The sequence below is a fragment of the Mucilaginibacter pankratovii genome (assembly GCF_014773265.1).
GTDB lineage: Bacteria > Bacteroidota > Bacteroidia > Sphingobacteriales > Sphingobacteriaceae > Mucilaginibacter > Mucilaginibacter pankratovii.
In genome coordinates, this window is record NZ_JACWMY010000015.1 from 43776 (window position 1) to 63161 (window position 19386).

General features: G+C 46.7%; 11 protein-coding genes. 6 read left to right on the top strand and 5 right to left on the bottom strand.

Going from position 1 to position 19386, the window contains the following annotated elements:
* The first annotated feature begins 30 nt into the window (after nucleotides 1-30).
* Nucleotides 31-1845 (top strand): MutS-related protein, encoded by a 1815-nt coding sequence (locus tag IDJ77_RS23965; protein ID WP_191191521.1) that lies wholly within the window; start codon nucleotides 31-33, stop codon nucleotides 1843-1845.
* 266 nt (nucleotides 1846-2111) lie between these two features.
* Here the strand turns inward: IDJ77_RS23965 and IDJ77_RS23970 are convergent, their stop codons facing one another.
* The 3 genes from IDJ77_RS23970 to leuS all read right to left on the bottom strand — a co-directional run bounded on the left by IDJ77_RS23970 (nucleotide 2112) and on the right by leuS (nucleotide 8638).
* Nucleotides 2112-4577, bottom strand: coding sequence for an outer membrane beta-barrel family protein (locus IDJ77_RS23970; protein WP_191191522.1), 2466 nt, complete (start codon nucleotides 4575-4577; stop codon nucleotides 2112-2114).
* 111 nt (nucleotides 4578-4688) lie between these two features.
* Complete coding sequence (locus tag IDJ77_RS23975) at nucleotides 4689-5633, bottom strand: acyltransferase family protein (RefSeq protein ID WP_191191523.1); 945 nt, start codon at nucleotides 5631-5633, stop codon at nucleotides 4689-4691.
* Nucleotides 5634-5857: 224 nt separating this feature from the next.
* Nucleotides 5858-8638, bottom strand: coding sequence for a leucine--tRNA ligase (gene leuS, locus IDJ77_RS23980; protein ID WP_191191524.1), 2781 nt, complete (start codon nucleotides 8636-8638; stop codon nucleotides 5858-5860).
* 650 nt (nucleotides 8639-9288) lie between these two features.
* Here leuS and IDJ77_RS23985 point away from each other — a divergent pair.
* The 3 genes from IDJ77_RS23985 (at nucleotide 9289) to IDJ77_RS23995 (ending at nucleotide 14004) form a co-directional block, all read left to right on the top strand.
* The gene (locus IDJ77_RS23985) at nucleotides 9289-10488 is read left to right on the top strand and encodes an aspartate aminotransferase family protein (RefSeq protein WP_191191525.1); all 1200 of its coding nucleotides are present in this window, start codon (nucleotides 9289-9291) and stop codon (nucleotides 10486-10488) included.
* A 233-nt stretch (nucleotides 10489-10721) separates the two neighbouring features.
* Nucleotides 10722-12998: a glycosyltransferase family 4 protein gene (locus tag IDJ77_RS23990; RefSeq protein WP_191191526.1), complete on the top strand. Its 2277-nt coding sequence runs from the start codon at nucleotides 10722-10724 to the stop codon at nucleotides 12996-12998.
* 1 nt (nucleotide 12999) lies between these two features.
* Nucleotides 13000-14004 (top strand): glycosyltransferase family 4 protein, encoded by a 1005-nt coding sequence (locus tag IDJ77_RS23995; RefSeq protein ID WP_191191527.1) that lies wholly within the window; start codon nucleotides 13000-13002, stop codon nucleotides 14002-14004.
* 34 nt (nucleotides 14005-14038) lie between these two features.
* Here the strand turns inward: IDJ77_RS23995 and IDJ77_RS24000 are convergent, their stop codons facing one another.
* Nucleotides 14039-14410 (bottom strand): hypothetical protein, encoded by a 372-nt coding sequence (locus IDJ77_RS24000; RefSeq protein WP_191191528.1) that lies wholly within the window; start codon nucleotides 14408-14410, stop codon nucleotides 14039-14041.
* Between the two features lie 163 nt (nucleotides 14411-14573).
* The gene (locus IDJ77_RS24005) at nucleotides 14574-14969 is read right to left on the bottom strand and encodes a hypothetical protein (RefSeq protein WP_191191529.1); all 396 of its coding nucleotides are present in this window, start codon (nucleotides 14967-14969) and stop codon (nucleotides 14574-14576) included.
* A 324-nt stretch (nucleotides 14970-15293) separates the two neighbouring features.
* Here IDJ77_RS24005 and IDJ77_RS24010 point away from each other — a divergent pair, with 324 nt between their 5' ends.
* Both IDJ77_RS24010 and IDJ77_RS24015 read left to right on the top strand, forming a co-directional pair.
* Complete coding sequence (locus IDJ77_RS24010; RefSeq protein ID WP_191191530.1) at nucleotides 15294-16190, top strand: hypothetical protein; 897 nt, start codon at nucleotides 15294-15296, stop codon at nucleotides 16188-16190.
* A 420-nt stretch (nucleotides 16191-16610) separates the two neighbouring features.
* Nucleotides 16611-19346, top strand: coding sequence for a DUF5695 domain-containing protein (locus IDJ77_RS24015; RefSeq protein WP_191191531.1), 2736 nt, complete (start codon nucleotides 16611-16613; stop codon nucleotides 19344-19346).
* Nucleotides 19347-19386 lie beyond the last annotated feature (40 nt).

Below are 19386 nucleotides of genomic sequence, written 5' to 3' on the forward strand. Positions count from 1 at the left end.
CTCTCCAAAATTAAGGTTTTACAACAGCTAATGGAACAGGATATTTTAACCCAGCATACACAAGCGGCCGCACAAGCCCAACAACAGGCCGATGGCTTTGCCAAACAAGCCAATACTTACTCATTATACCGCTTAGGTATTTTCGCTTTGTTTATAGCATCTATCGTTTTAACAGTGAGCGAGGATAATATCCTGATATTGGTAGCGGCAGTATTGGCGCTTGGTTTTGTTTTTGCCAAACTGGTAGGTAAACAAAATGAATTTGAGGCCGCAAAAAACTTCTACCTCGACCTGAAAAAGGTGAACGAGAACGAGGCCGCCAGCATGGCCGCCCACAGCAACATTTACCATGATGGCGGCTGGTTTACAGATGACAAACACCATTACACTGCCGACCTGGATATCTTCGGCAAGAGCTCGTTGTTCCAGCTTATAAACCGGTGTGCAACCTTAAATGGTAATATAAAACTGGCCGGCTGGCTGCTGGCGCCGGCTACAAAAGAGGTTGTTTTATCCCGGCAAGAGGCGGTAAAAGAGCTCGCCGCCAAGCCCGGGTGGAAGTTAAACTTCCAAGCTAACCTGCTTTTTTCGCTAAAGCAGCACCGCGAGCAGGTTACTAACCTCATCACCTTTCTGAAAACACCGGTAGAGCTGGATAACGAAAAGTTTTTGCGTGTATATAGCCAGTCGGCGCCATTTGTGCTGCTCGCCTTGCTGGTTGCCGGGTACTTTTATACGCCGGTATTATATGTGGTTGTCCCGGTTATGTGGTTTAATTACCGGCAAGCCTCCACCCGCTCAAAAATTGTGGGCAAAACCGACCTGATTGCAGGTAAGATAGATACTGCCCTCAAGCATTTTGTGCTGGCTTTTCAGAATATTGAACAGGAGGAATGGGCAACCGCCTACACCCAAAACAGCAGCAAAAAGCTGAAAGATGCCAACGGGCATGTGGTTTCTGACAAGATAAAGCAACTGTCGATCCTTATTAATAAGCTTAACTACCGCCTAAATATGATATTGATGGTGCTGCTGAACGCCATATTTATCTGGGACATTCGCCAGCTAATGGCCATTGAAGCATGGAAAAAGGCAAACCACGAAAACTTTGAAACTGCCTTCGATGTGATCGCCGAATTTGAAGCACTCATCAGCATTACAGTACCCGCCATTAATTATCCTGATTGGACCTACCCCCTTATTGCCGATACCGAAGGCTACACCCTTACCGCCAAAAACATTGCCCATCCGCTTATCCGCGGCAAGCGGGTTGACAACGATTATGAACTGAACAACGCTTTCTCTATAGATATCATTACCGGCAGCAATATGGCGGGTAAGAGCACCTTTCTGCGCACTATCGGCATCAATACCGTTTTGGCGCTGGCTGGGGCGCCCGTTTGTGCCGCAGCGATGCAAGTGTCGGTTATTACCATGGTGAGCTATATGCGCATTAAAGATAGCCTGAACGAAAGCACATCCACCTTTAAGGCCGAGCTGGACCGCCTGCAGATGCTTTTGGCAGCCGTGGAGAATGAAAGCCGGGTTTTCTTCCTGATAGACGAGATGCTGCGCGGCACCAACTCGGTTGATAAATACTTGGGCAGCAAGGCCGTGATAGAGCAGCTGATTGCCAAAAAAGGCGTAGGCATGGTGGCCACGCACGACCTGCAGATAGCCCGCCTGGAAGATAAATACCCCGCCTACATCCGCAACTATTATTTTGATATCCAGGTTATAGGCGGCGAGATGCTGTTTGATTACAAAATAAAACACGGCGAATGCAAAACCTTCAACGCGTCGCTGTTGCTGAAACAGATAGGCATTAATGTAGGAGAAGAATAGAGGCAGGAAGCAGGACTTTAAGAGGCAAGAAAAAGCACTCCTTTCGGCGTGTCTAATTCTCATTTTAAGGATAGACCGCGCGCTATTGCATACATTTGGACACCCGGTTCCAAGCTATCATCCTACAATTCAAAATCCGGTCAATCACATAAATCCAATAAATCCCGGTTCAGACCAAAGCAAAAGCGAGCCTCCCGAGTTAACGGAAGGCTCGCTTTGTTATGAAGTCTTTTATCTTTCTTCTAAAAATCTATTGTCTCAAAAGACTATCGGCCGCCGGCTGGTGCGCCGCCCATACCCTGGTCGCCTTCTTTCAAGTCGTCGTTCTTTACGCCGCTCTTTTTAGGCTGTGCAAAGCTTAGCTTACCAAAGCTGTAACTAAATGTAATACCGTACGAACGGAACGGTAAAGCAAAGCTGCTGGTTTGCCTGAAGCCCGGGCTGGTAGTGCTCGATTTAAAGTATTTATACTCCGAGAACGGATTGATAACATTTAAGCCAAGCGAAGCTTTCTTTTGCAAAAACTGCTTGCGTACGCCAAACCCGAAGATGCTGAATGCAGGCTGCGAACCCTGTATAGTACGGCGCGATGAACTTCCGAAAGCAAACGTTTCTGCAATGAAGTTTTTTGGCAGCGTTGCTGTAGCACGAAGGAAACCGTTGAACATCATGTATGTGCCGGTTTGCGTTTGCTGGCTTGCAAAGCTACCGGTAGGTGTAGGCTTGTAAGTAAAGCCGTTTACGCTACCAATAATAGTTAGCGCTTTGAACGGGTTTATGGTACCAAAGAAGCTGCCGCCAAACGAATTGTTATTACCTACGTTTTGGAACTTGGTAAGCGTATACGTTTGATTTGGAACGGCTTCGGTAATACCTTCTATAAGGCCCGAAGTACGTTTATAGTAAACCGATAAGTTTACAATAGAAGTTTTGATAAAGCTGTTTAGCCCAAGCTCGATAGTTTGTGATACCTCGGGGCTAAGCGTTGGATTACCCTGCTGATAGTTTTGCGGGTTGCTGCGGTTCTCAAATGGATTAAGGAACTGCAGGCTTGGGCGGGTTATGCGCTTAGAGTACCCCAGTTTTAAGGTGCTTGATGCCGTGATCTTCTTTTGGATGGTTAAGCTTGGTACCCAGGTGTTGTAGTTTTGATCAAAAGGCGAAAGCGACTGCGAAGCACTTATTGGCTCGCCCGCAATATCGGTGTTCTCCAACCTCAAACCAGCCAGTACCGACCATTGTTTAGGCAACGTTACGGTAAATACCGAGTAACCCGCCAGTACTGTTTGATTATAATTGTACTGGTTAGAAAGTGTAGTGTTATAAACAAATTCGTTGTTTAGGTAGCTGTAATAATCGCTTACGCTCTTCAGCCTCCTAAAAATTGTTTTACCACCTGCTTCCAGTTTAAACACCTTATTTATTGGTAGGGTGTAGTCAATCTGGAAAGTGTATTCGTTGTTCTTACCGTCGATATTGTTTTTAACACTTTGGTAAACGGCGCTATACTGGTTCTGATAAGCCTGTAAACCTGTATTGTGGCTCCATTGGGTAGAGATATCAATCTCGTGGCCTTCTTTTTTGAATTTATGGGTGTAATCTAAATTCCAGTCGAAACCATCTATCGTATTATTACTGTTGGTGATGCTGGTGTACGGAGCGGCAGCATCGGTAGTAGAAAAACCATCGTTGCCAAAGGTGATTTGGTTAAACTTAAAGGTAGTATTAAGGCTGTTAAAACCATTGAATTGATAGCCGGCACCTACTGAACCGATAAGCGCATGCCTTTTTAGCTTGGTCTCGCCATTGGTGATAATAGAGGTTGTTGTACCATTATTGGTAAAATACTGCTCAAAATTGGTTAACGAAGTTTGCGGCCACGAAGCGTTGCCACCTATGTTGGTATTAAAGTTAAACCTGTTTTTGTTGTAGTTGAGGTTGCCGTTACCATTGTTTTGGCGTGTACCCACACCACCGCTGATGCCACCGCTTAAGCCCGACACATTTTTTTGCTTGGTAATGATGTTGATGATACCGGCGGAACCTTCCGCATCGTATTTAGCAGATGGCGAGGTGATCACCTCGATAGATTTTATCTGATCTGCAGGGATAGATTTTAATACGTCGCTTAAGCTGGCAGATGTAGCGCCCGATGGCTTACCGTTTATTAATACCCTAACGTTGTTATCGCCACGTACAGACACGTTGCCATTGATATCTACGGATACCATTGGCACTTTGGATAGCAGGTCGGTAGCGGTACCGCCAGCGGCAGTTAAATCTTTTTCGGCGTTGTAAACTATCTTATCAATTTTATTTTCGATAAGCGCCTGCTGCCCAACTACCTGCACTTCTTTTAAAGCACGTGCGCTTGGCGGCAAAATAATGCCGCCCAGGTTAGCATCCGGTTTTGAAGCCGAAGTTGTAACCGGGTCGATAGTTTTAGTTTTGTAACCCAGGAAAGATATGGTGATCTTATAACTGCCCGATTTAATGTTATCCAGTTTAAAGTTTCCTTTTTCGTCTGTCAAAACACCGTTGATAGGCACTGTACCGCCGCTTTTGAAAACACTGATGGTAGCATAGTCTACCGGCTTTTTAGTAACAGAATCGATAACCGACCCGGATATCTTTCCGATGATAGATGAGCCGCCACCACCGCCTACCCCAAACTGGGCTTTAGCTGTAAAGGAAGCACAAAATATTATTAAAAGTAAAATTATAAGTCTCATATTAGTTCATTTTCGTAATTGGAGGCGAAAATGGCTAAAATGTTACAAGCAATTAAACCTTTTTTGTAAAATATTAATAACTGTAATGTATATGTTACACCAAGCTGATTATCAGCTATAAACAACACGTTTTGAGAGCTTAAGGAAGGGCGCTTCTACAACTAAATAGAATACCCAGGCGAAGGTGATACTCACAATTATGCCTGTCCCAAACTCCAATGCCTTAAAAGGCAGCGTTTTTGGCAGGCTTTGCCCCATAAAGGCTACCAGCTTACTGCCAACGGTATCGTGGGTGAGGTACAGCGAGAAGGAAATAGCAGAAAAAAACCTGATAACCTTGTTGCTTTTTAGCGGGAGGGCCAATATTACAACAGCAAACAAGGCCGCCGCAGTTTCTGCACAGCCTATACTAAAACAGCTGATCAGGGCTACAGGCAGGCCAAACAGTAATGCCTCTGTACGCGTAATTTGTTTGGTAAAATACAGGTAATATAAAATGCCGAGTGCAAAAACCGGGAACAGGCCCAATAACGTGGAGCCTGGTATGTGAATGTAGTGCGATAAAATACATAGCGCCAATAAAAACCAGGTACCCCATCGGCCTACGATCAGCGGGAATGCAATCGCTACAAAAAGATAGAATTGGAATTCGATGCCCAGCGTCCAATAAACGGGGTTAATATAAGGTGCACCGGTAAAATTATTAATGTAAGCAAGGTGCCCGAGCAAGTTTAACCAATCGGGATGGGCGGATGGTATTAAACCAAGACCGGCTAATAGCAAATTGACTAAAAGCACCACAGCGATGGAGATAATATAAGGTGGCTCGATACGGATAATACGCTTACTGATAAACTTACCCGAAAGCCGCCAGGAGTAATTGCGTGGTATAGCCTTACAGATAATAAAGCCCGAGAGCAGGAAGAACATATGTACGCCCAGCCAGCCATATTTTAGTACCGGCAAGGATTTGCCCCCCAAATGAAACAGCGCCACAGCAACCGACGCGATGGCCCTGATATAATCTACCTGGTGGATGTGTTTGGGCTGGGTCATTGAAAAAGCGCTTTGTTATTATAGTATTTAAAGCAGTGAACCCGCCGTCATGCCGAATTTATTTCGGCACCCCACATGCAAAGTGATTAGCTATGCAGTCGGTTAAGCGAGGTAGTTACCCGTCCCGTGGGGTGTTGAAACAAGTCCAACATGACGACCCTTTTAAATGATCGCTTGCCCGTATATAAAAAGTAGCGATGAGTTTGAAACCCATCGCTACTTTTTTACACCACAATATTCACTATCCTGCCTTTTACTACAATCACCTTTTTAGGCGCTTTGCCGTCGAGGTATTTGAGTACATCGGCATGCGAGCGGATGGCGGCTTCTATTTCTTCGTTGCTGAGGCTTAATGATAACGCGATGTTGGTTTTCATTTTACCGTTGATAGAGATAGGGTAACTAAACTCATCCTCTACCAAATAGGCCGGGTTGAATGTTGGATATGCCGCGTAAGAAAGGCTGCCGGCTTCGTTACCCAGCAATACCCAAAGCTCTTCGCAAATGTGCGGTGCGTATGGCTCCAGAATGATCACTAAGTTGTGCAGGATGGCGCGCTTATTACATTTAAGATCTGTGAGTTCATTCACCGCTATCATAAAGCTGGATACGGAGGTATTGAACGAGAACCGCTCGATATCCTGCTCCACCTTCTGGATGATCTTGTGTAACGATTTCAGTTCGGCTTTGCTTGGCGCGGCATCGGTTACGTTAAAGTTCCAGTCCGCATCATGGAAAAGCCTCCAGAATTTACGCAGGAATTTGAACACGCCCTCAATACCATTGGTATTCCAGGGCTTGCTTTGCTCCAGCGGACCAAGGAACATTTCGTACATACGCAAAGTATCGGCGCCGTAACGTTCTATTAGATCATCCGGGTTAACTACGTTGTATTTGGATTTCGACATTTTCTCGACTTCGACACCGCAGATGTATTTGCCATTCTCCAAAATAAACTCTGCATCGGCATATTCAGGGCGCCATTGTTTAAACTTATTTAGGTTCAGAACTTCATTGTCAACAATATTAACGTCTACATGCAAAGGCGACACCTTGTACTCTTTTATCAAACCATGAGATACAAAAGTGTTAGTGCCCCTGCCCTCTTCATCAGATAAACGATAAACAAAGTTACTCCGCCCCTGTATCATCCCCTGATTAATGAGCTTTTTAAAAGGCTCTTCTTCGGGCGTTTTACCAACATCCTTCAAAAACTTATTCCAGAAACGGCTGTACAGCAAGTGCCCGGTAGCGTGCTCGCTGCCACCGATGTACAGATCAACCGCTTTCCAGTAGTCGATAGCTTCTTCCGATGCAAATTCTTCGTTGTTGTCGGCATCCATGTACCGGTACCAGTACCAGCTGCTGCCTGCCCAGCCCGGCATGGTGCTTAGCTCGTATTCGCCTTCCGGGTGTTTCCAGTCGGTGGCACGTGCCAATGGTGGTTCGCCGGTTTCGGTTGGCAGGTATTTATCAATCTCGGGCAATACCAGTGGTAATTCGCTTTCATCAATCAGGTATGGCAAGCCGTCTTTAAAATAAACAGGTACCGGTTCGCCCCAGTAACGCTGGCGGCCAAAAATGGCATCCCGCATCCGGAAGTTCACCTTGGCCTTACCCGCGCCAATTGCCTCCAGTTTGGCTATAACGGCGGCCGTGCCGGCTTTGTAATCCAGCCCGTTCATAAAGTCGGAGTTGACGTATTTACCTTCCTTGGTCGGGTCGGCTTCAAGTTCAATACTTTGTGTGTCGAGGATCTGTACAATCGGCAAATCAAAATGCTTCGCAAACAAGTAATCGCGCTGATCGCCGCTTGGTACGGCCATTACGGCACCTGTACCGTAACCGGCAAGCACGTAATCGGCAATCCACAATTGGATCTTATCGCCATTCAGCGGGTTTAGCACATAGCTGCCCGTAAAAGCGCCCGATACGGTTTTGGTATCGGCCATACGGTCCAGTTCACTTTTCTTTTTGGTTTTGGCAATGTATTCTTCAACCGTAGCTTTTTGCTCCGGCGTAGTCAATTGGGCAACCAGTTCATGCTCGGGTGCCAATACCACAAACGTTACACCGAAGATGGTATCAACCCTTGTTGTAAAAACCTCTATCACTTCCGGGCTATTCTCTACCGGGAATTTCACGCTCGCTCCCACGCTTTTGCCAATCCAGTTGCGCTGCATTTCTTTTAAAGGCTCGGGCCAGTCGATGGTGTCCAAACCATCCAGCAAACGCTGGGCATAAGCGGTGATGCGCATGCTCCACTGCATCATTTTCTTTTGCTCAACAGGGTAGCCGCCGCGTTCACTAAAACCGTCTTTTACCTCGTCGTTTGCCAATACGGTACCCAGGGCAGCGCACCAGTTTACGGTACTTTCGCGCAGGTAGGTAAGGCGGTATTTCAACAGTTCGGCTTGTTGTTCCTGTTCGGTAAAGGCTTTCCACTCATCGGCGGTAAAGCTTAATATCTCTTCGTCGCACACGGCGTTGATGCCGGCGCTGCCTTTGCTTTCAAAATGGGCTACCAAATCGTCAATAGCTACCGCTTTATCAGCATCTTTATTATACCAGCTGTTGAATAGCTGCATAAAGATCCACTGCGTCCATTTATAGTAACCGGCTTCGCTGGTGCGCACCTCGCGGCTCCAGTCGAACGAGAAACCAATCTGATCCAGCTGGCGGCGGTAGGTAGCAATATTATCCTCGGTAGTAACGGATGGGTGCTGCCCTGTTTGTATGGCGTACTGCTCGGCCGGCAGCCCGAAGCTGTCGTACCCCATCGGGTGCAATACGTTAAAGCCTTTAAGGCGTTTATAACGCGCAAAAATATCAGAAGCTATATAGCCCAGCGGGTGGCCAACATGCAGCCCCGCACCGCTTGGGTAAGGGAACATATCCAGCACGTAGTACTTGGGTTTATTGGTTTTATTTTCGGCCTTAAAGGTGTGGTTATCCGCCCAAAACTGCTGCCACTTTTTCTCTATATCCTTAAATTGATAGTCCATTTTATTAATTGCGCATGTGAGGGTGCGAAAATAATAAAAATGACGGTTAGTTTGGTAGGGTTTGTGGGTTTAGGTTTTATTGTGAGGGGGGAATGGTGAGTTTGAGTGGTTGATTAGGTGAGCATTGGGGGAAAGAAGGGTTAGAAGGAAATACCCCAGCCAACCGGTTGTTTTAAAATTCTGGTAATTTTAAAAATTCGTAAATTCGAGTTCAGACAAATTATGGCGCCCCCTGCGGGCCGGGCTTTGCAGGGCTGCGCTTCGCTCCGGCCCTTTGGGCTAAACCCTTACAACCCCTGGCGCATTGCCTGAACCGTTGATTAGTTTGATTAAATGATTTCGTTGATTGTCTGAACCATGATTTTTAGGATTAAAGGATTTTCTTGATTTTGATTTATGAACTTGACGAACCCAACGAAGCCCGCAAAAACCGGTCTCGGGAACGCACGGGTTGCACAGGCACTGCAAAACCACTGACCTTCATAGGGCGTAACCAAGCCGGGAGTTTTTTCTTTGGTTACTTTCTTTTTAGCGGAAAAAAAGAAAGTAACATCCACAGGCTTAACCTAACTCACTGCCCGCGCCTAACAGGGCACAACAGAACAAATGGGCACAACCCAACAATCCCTCAATCTTATTACCTTTGCCACATGCTCACCCTTCGCCAGCTATTTTTAAATAACAACGCCCAAACCACCCACTTCCCCCTGCTGCTGGAGTTTGAGCGTGCCGAAGGGGTTTATATGTACGATAAGCAGGGCAATGCGTTTACAGATCTGATCTCCGGCATCGGGGTAAGTAACTTGGGGCACAGTAACCCGCAAGTGATTGCCGCCATTAAAGCGCAGGTTGATAAATACATGCACCTGATGGTGTACGGCGAATACGTGCAAAGCCCGCAGGTGCGCTTTGCAGAGAAACTTGTTTCTATTTTGCCTGAGAGCTTAAACTCGGTTTATTTCACCAACTCGGGTGCAGAAGCGGTGGAGGGTGCGCTTAAGCTTGCCAAGCGTTTTACGGGCAGGCAACAAATTGTGGCCATGCATAATTCTTACCACGGCAGCAGCCATGGCGCGCTCAGCGTAATGGGTAACGAGGAATTTAAGCAGGCCTATCGCCCCTTATTGCCGGGCGTGAACTTTATCCGCTTTAATGAGATTGACGATCTGCAGTACATCACCACCGAAACCGCCTGCGTTATCATAGAAACCATCCAGGGTGAAGCGGGCATCCGCGTGCCGGATATAGCATACATGCAGGCCCTCCGCGCCCGCTGCACCGAAACGGGTACGCTTTTGATACTTGACGAAATCCAGGCTGCTTTCGGGCGTACGGGTAAGCTGTTTGCTTTCCAACATTTCGGCATTGTGCCCGATATTCTTTTATTAGCCAAGGCGCTTGGCGGCGGCATGCCGGTTGGAGCATTCGTAGCGCCGGTGGAGGTGATGTCGGTATTTAAGGAAAACCCGATACTGGGCCATATAACCACCTTTGGCGGGCACCCGGTTTGCTGCGCGGCCGGGCTGGCCGCGCTGGAAGTTTTGTTAAACGATAAACTGATAGATAGCGTGGAAGCAAAAAACCGGCTTTTTTACCAGCAGCTTATCCACCCCGCCATCAAGGGCATCCGTGGCAAAGGCCTGATGCTGGCTGTAGAGTTTGAAAGCTTCGACCTCAACAAAAAAATAATAGACCGCTGTATAGAAAATGGCGTAATTACCGATTGGTTTCTGCATTGCAGCAACTCCATGCGCATTGCCCCGCCATTGATTATTACCAATGAGCAAATAATCCATGCCTGCGCCGTGATTACCGAGGCTATTGATTTTCATTCCGCTAGCATTTTATAAACACCCCTCCCAACCTTCAATTTTAATTAATACTATAATTCCTGTGTAAAAACACGGTTACCAAAATTTATTCCTAGTTAATTGGTATAGTTTATGCACTATGGCTTGCGCCCATATAAATATTGTCTTTTCCGCGCATAAATACCTTTTAACAGGTCACGATGCACATTTTTTTGGTCAAGAGGGCGCAATTGTAGCACAAAAACAACATTTATCGGCACCAAACATCTACTATGAAAATCGCATATATATCTACCTATCCGCCCCGCGAATGCGGTATTGCAACATTTAATAAAAATCTAATGCTTGCCATCAACGCAAATTTTCCAAAAAGGAAAACCTTGCTCGAAGGCGGTTTTGTGGTCGCCCTAAACGACTCCGAAAACCTGCAGGAATACGAATACCCCGAAGACGTAAAATACGTTATCCGCCAAAATCATCAAAAGGATTACATCCGCGCGGCAAACTACATCAATACCAGCGCGGTTGATGCCGTGATACTGGAGCACGAGTTTGGCATCTACGGCGGCGAAAGCGGCATCTATATCCTGCCGCTCATCAACCGGTTAGAAAAACCATTGATCTCCATCCTGCACACCATCCTGAAGGACCCCAGCTATGTGCAGCGCATCATCATCCGCGAAATTGCCGAGCAATCTTCCAAAATTGTGGTAATGAGTAAACGCGCGGTAGAATTTCTAACCACCATTTACGATATCCCGGTAGAGAAGATCCAAATTATAGAACACGGCGTACCCGACCTTGAGGCACCCGAAGAAAACCCGGTTAAAACATTAACGCCGTTTAAAAATCACCGCGTAATGCTAACCTTTGGTTTGATCAGCCGTAACAAGGGCCTGGAGACCGTTGTTAAGGCCCTGCCGAAAATTGTAGCCAAACACCCCGACGTAATGTACGTGATACTGGGCAATACACACCCGGGCGTGGTTAAACACTCGGGTGAAGAATATCGCGACCACCTAAAAAGCCTGGCCGCGCAACTCAAGGTATCCCAGCACTTATGCTTCATCAACAAGTTTGTTGCCGAGGATGAACTGATAGATTACCTTACCGCTGCCGAAGTATATGTAACGCCTTATTTAAACGAAGCGCAGATAACCAGCGGCACCTTGTCTTATGCCGTTGGTGCCGGGGCAGCGGTAGTATCTACCCCCTATTGGCATGCAACCGAATTGCTTGCCGACGACCGCGGGCGCCTCTTCGATTTTAAGAACTCAGATGCATTGGCGGAAACCGTTAATGAACTATTGGACGATGATGCCCTGCTGAATGAATTAAAAGAAAACGCCTACGAATATGGCTTACACCTGCGCTGGCCCGTTATTGGGTCGGAGTTTATTAGGGTGGCACAGGAAGCAGCCGCCACGCATGATTTTAGCGACAAGATATTAAAGAACAGCATTGTTGACCCCGAAGTGCTGCCCAAATTCAGCCTGGCCCACGTTACCCGTTTAACTGATGATACTGGTATAGTACAACACGCCAAATACGGTATCCCTAACTTAAAAGAAGGGTATTGCGTTGATGATAACGCCCGCGCGCTCATTATGGCCCTGATGGCCTACCAGCGTAACGGCAGCCAGGAAGCCTACCGCTTGTTACCCATCTACCTCAGCTATATTCACTATATGCAAACCGAGGATGGCAACTTCCGCAACTTCCTGAGCTTCGACAGGCGATACCTGGACGAAGTGGGTACCGAAGATTCTTTCGGCCGTACCATTTGGGCACTGGGCCATCTGATCAGTTGTGCCGCAAGTAACTCCTACCGCGAATTTGCGCTGGAGCTTTTCCATCGTTCGTACCCGCATTTTAAAGCGCTTAGATACCTGCGGGGTATGGCCAACACCATTATCGGGATAAGCCTATACCTGCAAGCCTACCCGACTGACGATGGCATGGTGCAGGAATTAAAACGCATGACCCAGCCTTTGATTGACGCCTATGATAACACCCGCAGCGATGACTGGGAATGGTTTGAAGAAAGCATGACCTATGATAATGCCATTTTGCCATTGGCACTGCTGCACTCGTGTGAAATAACCGGCGATGAAAAGGCTAAAAAAATAGCACTCACAACGATGGCCTTCCTTGATAAGCTTACTTTATCAAACGGGTATTTAAGCCCGGTTGGTAACGATGGCTGGTACCATCGCGGGGGTAAATTCCCAACGTTCGATCAGCAGGCTATCGAAACCATGGCGATGGTGCTAATGCATTTCCAGGCTTACCAGATCTTCCGCAAGCCGCAGTATATCGAAAAAATGTTCCTGAGCTATAAATGGTTCCTGGGCGAAAATACTTTACGCGCGCCACTGTACGACCATGAAACAAAGGGCTGCTGCGACGGGCTGCTGCCAACCGGCATCAACCGCAACCAGGGCGCCGAAAGTACGCTGGCTTACCTGATATCGCATTTAACCGTATTAAAGGCCTTCGAGCTGGAATACGAGTATAATAAGATAGAAGAACACGTAAAGCTCTGCTAATATGAAAGCAGCCGTATTAGCACCGGTTGCCTGGCGCACACCGCCCAGGCACTACGGGCCCTGGGAACAGGTAGCATCAAACGTTGCCGAAGGCCTGATAAAACTGGGCGTTGAGGTAACACTTTTTGCCACGGGCGATTCTATTACCGCGGGTAAGCTGGAAAGTATTTGCGAACAGGGTTACGAGGAAGACCGCACGCAGGATGCCAAGGTTTTGGAGTGCCTCCACATCAGCAACCTGATGGAAAAGGCATCGGAGTTTGATATCATCCACAATAACTTCGATTTTTTGCCGCTTACGTATTCCGCACTGATCAAAACGCCGATGATCACCACCATACATGGTTTTTCGTCGCCGCGTATTATCCCGGTTTACAAAAAGTATAACACCATTGGCCATTACGTATCTATCAGCAACGCCGACCGCAGCGCCGAACTGGAATACATGGCCACCGTTTATAATGGCTTAAATACCGAAGAGTTTACCTTTACCGAAACACCGGAAGATTACCTGCTTTACTTCGGCCGCATCCACCACGATAAAGGTGCTGCCGAAGCTATCCAGATAGCCAAAAAAGCCAAGAAGAAATTGCTTATTGCGGGTATCATCCAGGATGAGAATTATTGGAAAGAAAAAGTTGAGCCTTATCTCAACGAGCAGATTAAATACATCGGCCATGCCGGTCCCGAAAAGCGCAACGAGCTTTTAGGCAAAGCCACGGCCCTGTTACATCCCATTAACTTTGCCGAACCATTTGGCATGAGCGTAGCCGAAGCCATGCTTTGCGGTACGCCGGTTATCGCCTTCAACAAAGGCTCGATGCCGGAATTGATCCAGCACGAGCGTACGGGCTTTTTGGTGAATACGATTGATGAAGCTGTGGATGCCGTATCGCAGCTAAGTAACGTCAGCCGGCAAATATGCCGCGATTGGGCAGGTTCGCAATTTTCTGCGGAGAAGATGGCTGGGGATTATTTTAGGTTGTATCAGCAGATACTCAAGTAAATCATTGGTGTGGTTTATTCGCATCACACCTAATTCAATGTATTATCACTTGTAAATCAGAAGCTTTTTTAATTTCGATTTGAGGTTCGCCGTATAATTTAAGCAAACCATAGACTTTTATCGTTTGTCCTTTTAAATCCGAATTTAACGTCTTTTGGCCTAACTTATACTTTCTCCATATTTTATACGGAACCGTTATGCCAAGGCCTACTTTAATCGAATCGGTAATAACATAAAAAGATATTGAGTTTAAATATCCAGGACCCGCTTGCCCTTTGATTTCACCTACCACGAATACCTTTTCGCCTATATGCTTATAGGCGTCTTTAGCTTTTATTGTTTTTTGCGCCGATGCATTGAGATTGAAAAAGAAATATAGAATGATTGTTATACAAACATTTTTCATTCCTAAAGATATCTATTTTATATCACATAAAGACTTTCCGCTGCCGCGAGATTAGCGCAGCGCATCCCGTGGTGTGCATTGCACAAGCTTCCAGCTTGCGTCAGCTGAAAGCTGAATTGTGCTCACCACGAGTTGAAAACTCGCGGCAGCAAAAAATAAACCATCAACCAATATCCCTCAACCCTTCGCCAACGGTAATATGGCTCAACTCCGGCTGGTTATCGTAATTGATCAGCGGCCTTAGTTTGGTCTCTGTTGGCTGCATGTAGGGCTTCTCTACCACCTCTTCGTTATATGGGCCCAGGTCTGCCGGGCGGGCATAGCTATAACCCAATCGCTTGTTCTCCTCCTCAATAAAGGTAAACAGATCGCCCAACGCCGAGTGAACTGCCTGCAGGAATTTGTAGTTGGTTGATGTAAGGGCTTTGCCGGTATCATCGGGGCCTTTGCCTGGCTCGCAAAAGTTAAGGCGGGTAATTATGCCGTTTGTTAATTCAACCTCAAACTTGCCTTCGTTATGCCAGGTTAAATTATTTTTTATTTCTCTGTAGTGATCCATTTTGTTTGGTAATTATTTTTGCATGGGGTATTGTATAACAGCCACATTATTAGTTTAATAAAGGCTCATTATCATCAAAGCAATGTGTGTGCCAGCCACTGCGAAAATGCCGGCTTACAGGCCTCTTACCCGCTTTTATTTTACATGGTTAATTAATCATTAAAAAAGTTTAACGTTTCTTAATAATTCTGTAGTAAAAATCCAAAATGCATTTATCGCGGGTTAGTTTTATAGCTAAACACCGTACGGTTGTTCAGAAATATATACACTGCATTATTGCTTTATTATATGCTGATTTTTAATAAATTGCATCTGATTTAACCAATGACCGACAAACAAAAATTAGGGAACCCATACTTTATCGGCGCTGTCGCGACGCTGCTGATAAACGATTGGTATCTTAAGCAAGCGTATCATAACCAGCTCACGGGCAAGCTGTCGGATTTTTCGGGGTTGTTTGCTTTTCCCTTCTTTTTAAGCGCACTTTTACCACGCAGGGCCGTATCTATCTACCTTGCTACGCTGCTATTATTTATTATGTGGAAATCACCCTTGGTGCAGCCTTTTATCGATAGCATCACAACGCTGGGTATCCCACTTTGGCGTGTGGTAGATTATAGCGACTACCTTGCGTTGCTGGTGATGCCTTTGTCGTTCTTTGTATTCAAGACATCCTCTGCTTACCATTTAAAACCGGTGCTTTTAAATTTTTTTATGGTGGTATCGGCCTTGTCGTTTGTGGCAACCAGCATGGTGCGCGGCAAGTACACCAAAATTACGGGTATCAATAAAACTTACACTTTCAATTTTTCTAAGCGCGACCTGGTATCCAGGATAAACTCGCTGCAGCTGGAATACGTGCGCGATTTTGAGAATAGCGTGCGCAGCCAAAATAAGCTAAGTAACAAAACACCTCGACCCGATAGCGCCTGGATAGATTTCGACAGCAAAGCCAACATATTTTACTACAGCAGCACACTCAGCAAAAAAGACACGATAGCCCGGATATTGGATTATGAGCGACTGAAAGATGCCGATACCATCAGGTTGCGCACCATGTATGCAGATATCAATATTTCTGGCAATAGCACCCGTTCCGAGCTAAAATTACTGGGCCTTGTAAAATTCGTTGCAGCAACTGCCAAAACCGATGATCGGGAAATAGCCATCGGCTTTTTTGAAAAGGGTGTAATTAAGAAGATTAAGAGCTATGGAAAGTAGGAGCACGCCGGATAAGATATTGGTTTTTACCGATAAGCACGCGGCGGTTATAATCGACTGGGCCTTTATAATTGTTGCATTATTTGTCTTTTGGATATTGTCGAGGCCTTTATTTGCACGACAACCGCACGAAGGTTTTACAATTGCTCTGCTTACCTCCAATATTGCGCTTCCTTTATTGCGAGGCTTGGCTGGCAAAAAGTATAAACGTTTAGGCGGTTATTTGCATGGTACCGCGATACTTACTATCGTCGTCGTGTTCCGGATATTATATCTTTAAATCGACCAAAAGAATTATCTCAATTATTCCATATATCAGGCTTTAATAGGATAATTTATCGCCATAATCGGGCAAATTCCAACTAATTAATGGTCGATAATCAAGTACATTTACCTATCAATTTAGCTTTCGTGTGTAATATGCAAACATTCAACCGCTCTTTCCGCAATATTTTTTTCGCGATGCTTTTCGCATCGGCGTTAGTTTCCACTACTTCGGTTCGTGCACAGGACCCCTGGAAAAACCTGGAGAAAAGGCCATCAACGCTTAATCTGGACAAAGGGTTTTTAACCTTTAAAACGCCCGCATTCCGCCTAAAACTGGTGAAAGCATCGCAAACCATTGCCGCGCTGCAACCCAATACCGAAAAGGATTTTGATTATACACCCGCGGCTCGCCTTGCCCAGCGCAGCAGCAATGAAATGTACCATTTGGGTGATATTAACCTGCGGCTAAAAACCGAGGGCGATACCGGCTGGACGAAATATGCCACCGCCACCAACCGGGTCGATGTGATTCCCTTGGAAACAAAGCAAGCCGGCGTACTCGCCGCATCTGATCTTTCGCCTACCCTGCCCGCCAATATCCCCTTGAAGGTGCAGCGATACTGGCAGGTAGTAAACGGTAACCTGGTGTTGCTGTTTAAACTTAAAAATACCGGTAGCCGTACTGTGGAAATTGGCGCTTTAGGCATGCCGATGATCTTCAACAATATTTTACAGGGCGAGGAACTAGAACAGGCACACGCCCGCAATGTATTTTACGACCCCTACATTGGTAAGGACGCGGGCTACCTGCAAGTTACCCGTTTAAGTGGCAAAGGGCCTGTTTTGTTGGTAACGCCCTACGGGCATTCACCTTTTGAGGCGTACAACCCCTTATTAACCGACCCAACCCCAAAAGGGATAGATTTTGAAGGTTTTTACGAGTGGATGGTACACAGTAAAGCCTACGCCGAAACCGACTGGAAAAAAGTCGAACCCTGGAATAAGCCAACCTCGGTATTGGTAAAGCCCGGCCAAACGGTTGAGTACGGCGTTCAATTTGCGCTATCTCCGTCCATCAAAGGCATCGAACAAAAGCTGGCAGAACAGCGCCGCCCGGTTGCGGTAGGCGTGCCGGGGTATGTATTGCCGCAGGGAGCCGATGGCAGCCTGTTTTTGAACTATGGCAAAAAAGTGAAATCGATATTGGTTGAGCCGGCGGGTGCTTTAAGCGTTACGCCAGCAAGCGCCGAAAATAAAATCCTGCAGGCCTACCATGTAAAAGGGCACATATGGGGCCGCGCCCGCTTAACTATTACCTATACCGACGGGCTTTGCCAAACTATCAGCTACAAGGTGATCAAAGCAGAAAGCGACCTGGTGAAGGATTTTGGCCGGTTCCTCACCAATGAGCAATGGTTTGATAAACCCGATACTTTTCACCGCAACCCATCGGTAATTACTTATGATTACGAGAAAAAGCAACAGGTTACCCAGGATAGTCGTGTTTGGATAGCCGGATTAAGCGATGAAGGCGGCGCGGGCAGCTGGCTGGGTGCCATGATGAAGCAACTGGTACAGCCCGATAAGGCAGAGATAGCCAAACTACAGGAATTTGTGAACCATACGCTGTTCGGTAATATTCAGCACAGCGAAGGGCCACAGAAATACGGCGTAAAGAAAAGCGTATTTTATTACCAGCCTGATAGTATTCCCAAGGGCGCTTACAGCGACAGCCTCAACTGGAAAACCTGGGCCGCCTGGAGCCACAAGGATGCTAACGATGTGGGCCGTTCGTACAACTACCCGCATGTTACGGCGGCGCATTGGGTAATGTACCGGTTGGCACGTAATCATAATGGGTTGGTTACACAGCAAAACTGGCAATTCTACCTCAATAACTCTCACGAAACCGCCATGGCGATGGTAAAGCAGGCCCCATACTACGCACAGTTCGGACAAATGGAGGGGACGATCTTTTATTTATTACTGATGGACCTGAAAGCCGAAGGCTGGGGCGATAAAGCCATCTCGCTGGAAACCGAAATGCGCAAACGCGCCGATCACTGGCGTACCCTGCAATACCCCTTCGGCAGCGAGATGCCCTGGGATAGTACCGGGCAGGAAGAAGTTTACAACTGGTCGGCTTACTTTGGGTACACCGATAAAGCGGAAGTAACCATTAACGCCATATTGGGCTATATGCCAACCGTACCGCATTGGGGCTACAATGGCTCGGCACGCCGCTACTGGGATTTTTTATACGGCGGCAAACTCTCCCGCATCGAACGGCAGCTGCACCATTACGGCTCGGGCCTCAACGCCATACCCGTTTTAACAGAATACCGTAGCCATCCCAGCGACCTTTATCTGCTGCGCGTAGGTTACGGCGGCTTAATGGGTTCGGTATCTAACATCACGCGGGACGGTTTTGGCCCGGCGGCGTTCCATTCCTATCCATCTACTCTAAAGATCGATGGACTCTCCGGCGATTACGGGCCAAACTTTTTTGGCTACGCGGTAAACTCGGCTACCTATATCACTCATGATAAAAACTTCGGCTGGCTGGCTTTTGGCGGGAATTTAAAGAAGGATAAGGGATTAATTAAAGTGGATATTACAACCGCATCCAAGTCGCGGGTGTTTATTGCGCCAGCGGGGCTTTGGCTTACTTTGGATGCAGGTATCTTTAAAACGGTTACTTATAACCCGGTTAATGGCAAAGTTACCGTTACTTTAGATGCCGCCGATGAGTTTACACCGAAGGCATATCTCAGGGTGCAGCAATCCGGAAAAGCTTATAAATCGAAACAAAAATTGTTGATGGACAGAGGGGCTTATGTGATACCCCTGGGTGGTAAACCGATCGAATTAACATTGTTGGTGATTTAACCGCAGAGAACACAGAGAGATTCGCAGAGTTACACAGAGC

Coding starts and splice junctions, on each gene's coding strand:
- IDJ77_RS23995 (WP_191191527.1), top strand. CDS start 13,000: ATGAAAGCAGCCGTATTAGCACCGGTTGCCTGGCGCACACCGCCCAGG.
- IDJ77_RS23990 (WP_191191526.1), top strand. CDS start 10,722: ATGAAAATCGCATATATATCTACCTATCCGCCCCGCGAATGCGGTATT.
- IDJ77_RS23975 (WP_191191523.1), bottom strand. CDS start 5,633: ATGACCCAGCCCAAACACATCCACCAGGTAGATTATATCAGGGCCATC.
- leuS (WP_191191524.1), bottom strand. CDS start 8,638: ATGGACTATCAATTTAAGGATATAGAGAAAAAGTGGCAGCAGTTTTGG.
- IDJ77_RS24005 (WP_191191529.1), bottom strand. CDS start 14,969: ATGGATCACTACAGAGAAATAAAAAATAATTTAACCTGGCATAACGAA.
- IDJ77_RS23965 (WP_191191521.1), top strand. CDS start 31: ATGGAACAGGATATTTTAACCCAGCATACACAAGCGGCCGCACAAGCC.
- IDJ77_RS23970 (WP_191191522.1), bottom strand. CDS start 4,577: ATGAGACTTATAATTTTACTTTTAATAATATTTTGTGCTTCCTTTACA.
- IDJ77_RS24015 (WP_191191531.1), top strand. CDS start 16,611: ATGCAAACATTCAACCGCTCTTTCCGCAATATTTTTTTCGCGATGCTT.
- IDJ77_RS24010 (WP_191191530.1), top strand. CDS start 15,294: ATGACCGACAAACAAAAATTAGGGAACCCATACTTTATCGGCGCTGTC.
- IDJ77_RS23985 (WP_191191525.1), top strand. CDS start 9,289: ATGCTCACCCTTCGCCAGCTATTTTTAAATAACAACGCCCAAACCACC.
- IDJ77_RS24000 (WP_191191528.1), bottom strand. CDS start 14,410: ATGAAAAATGTTTGTATAACAATCATTCTATATTTCTTTTTCAATCTC.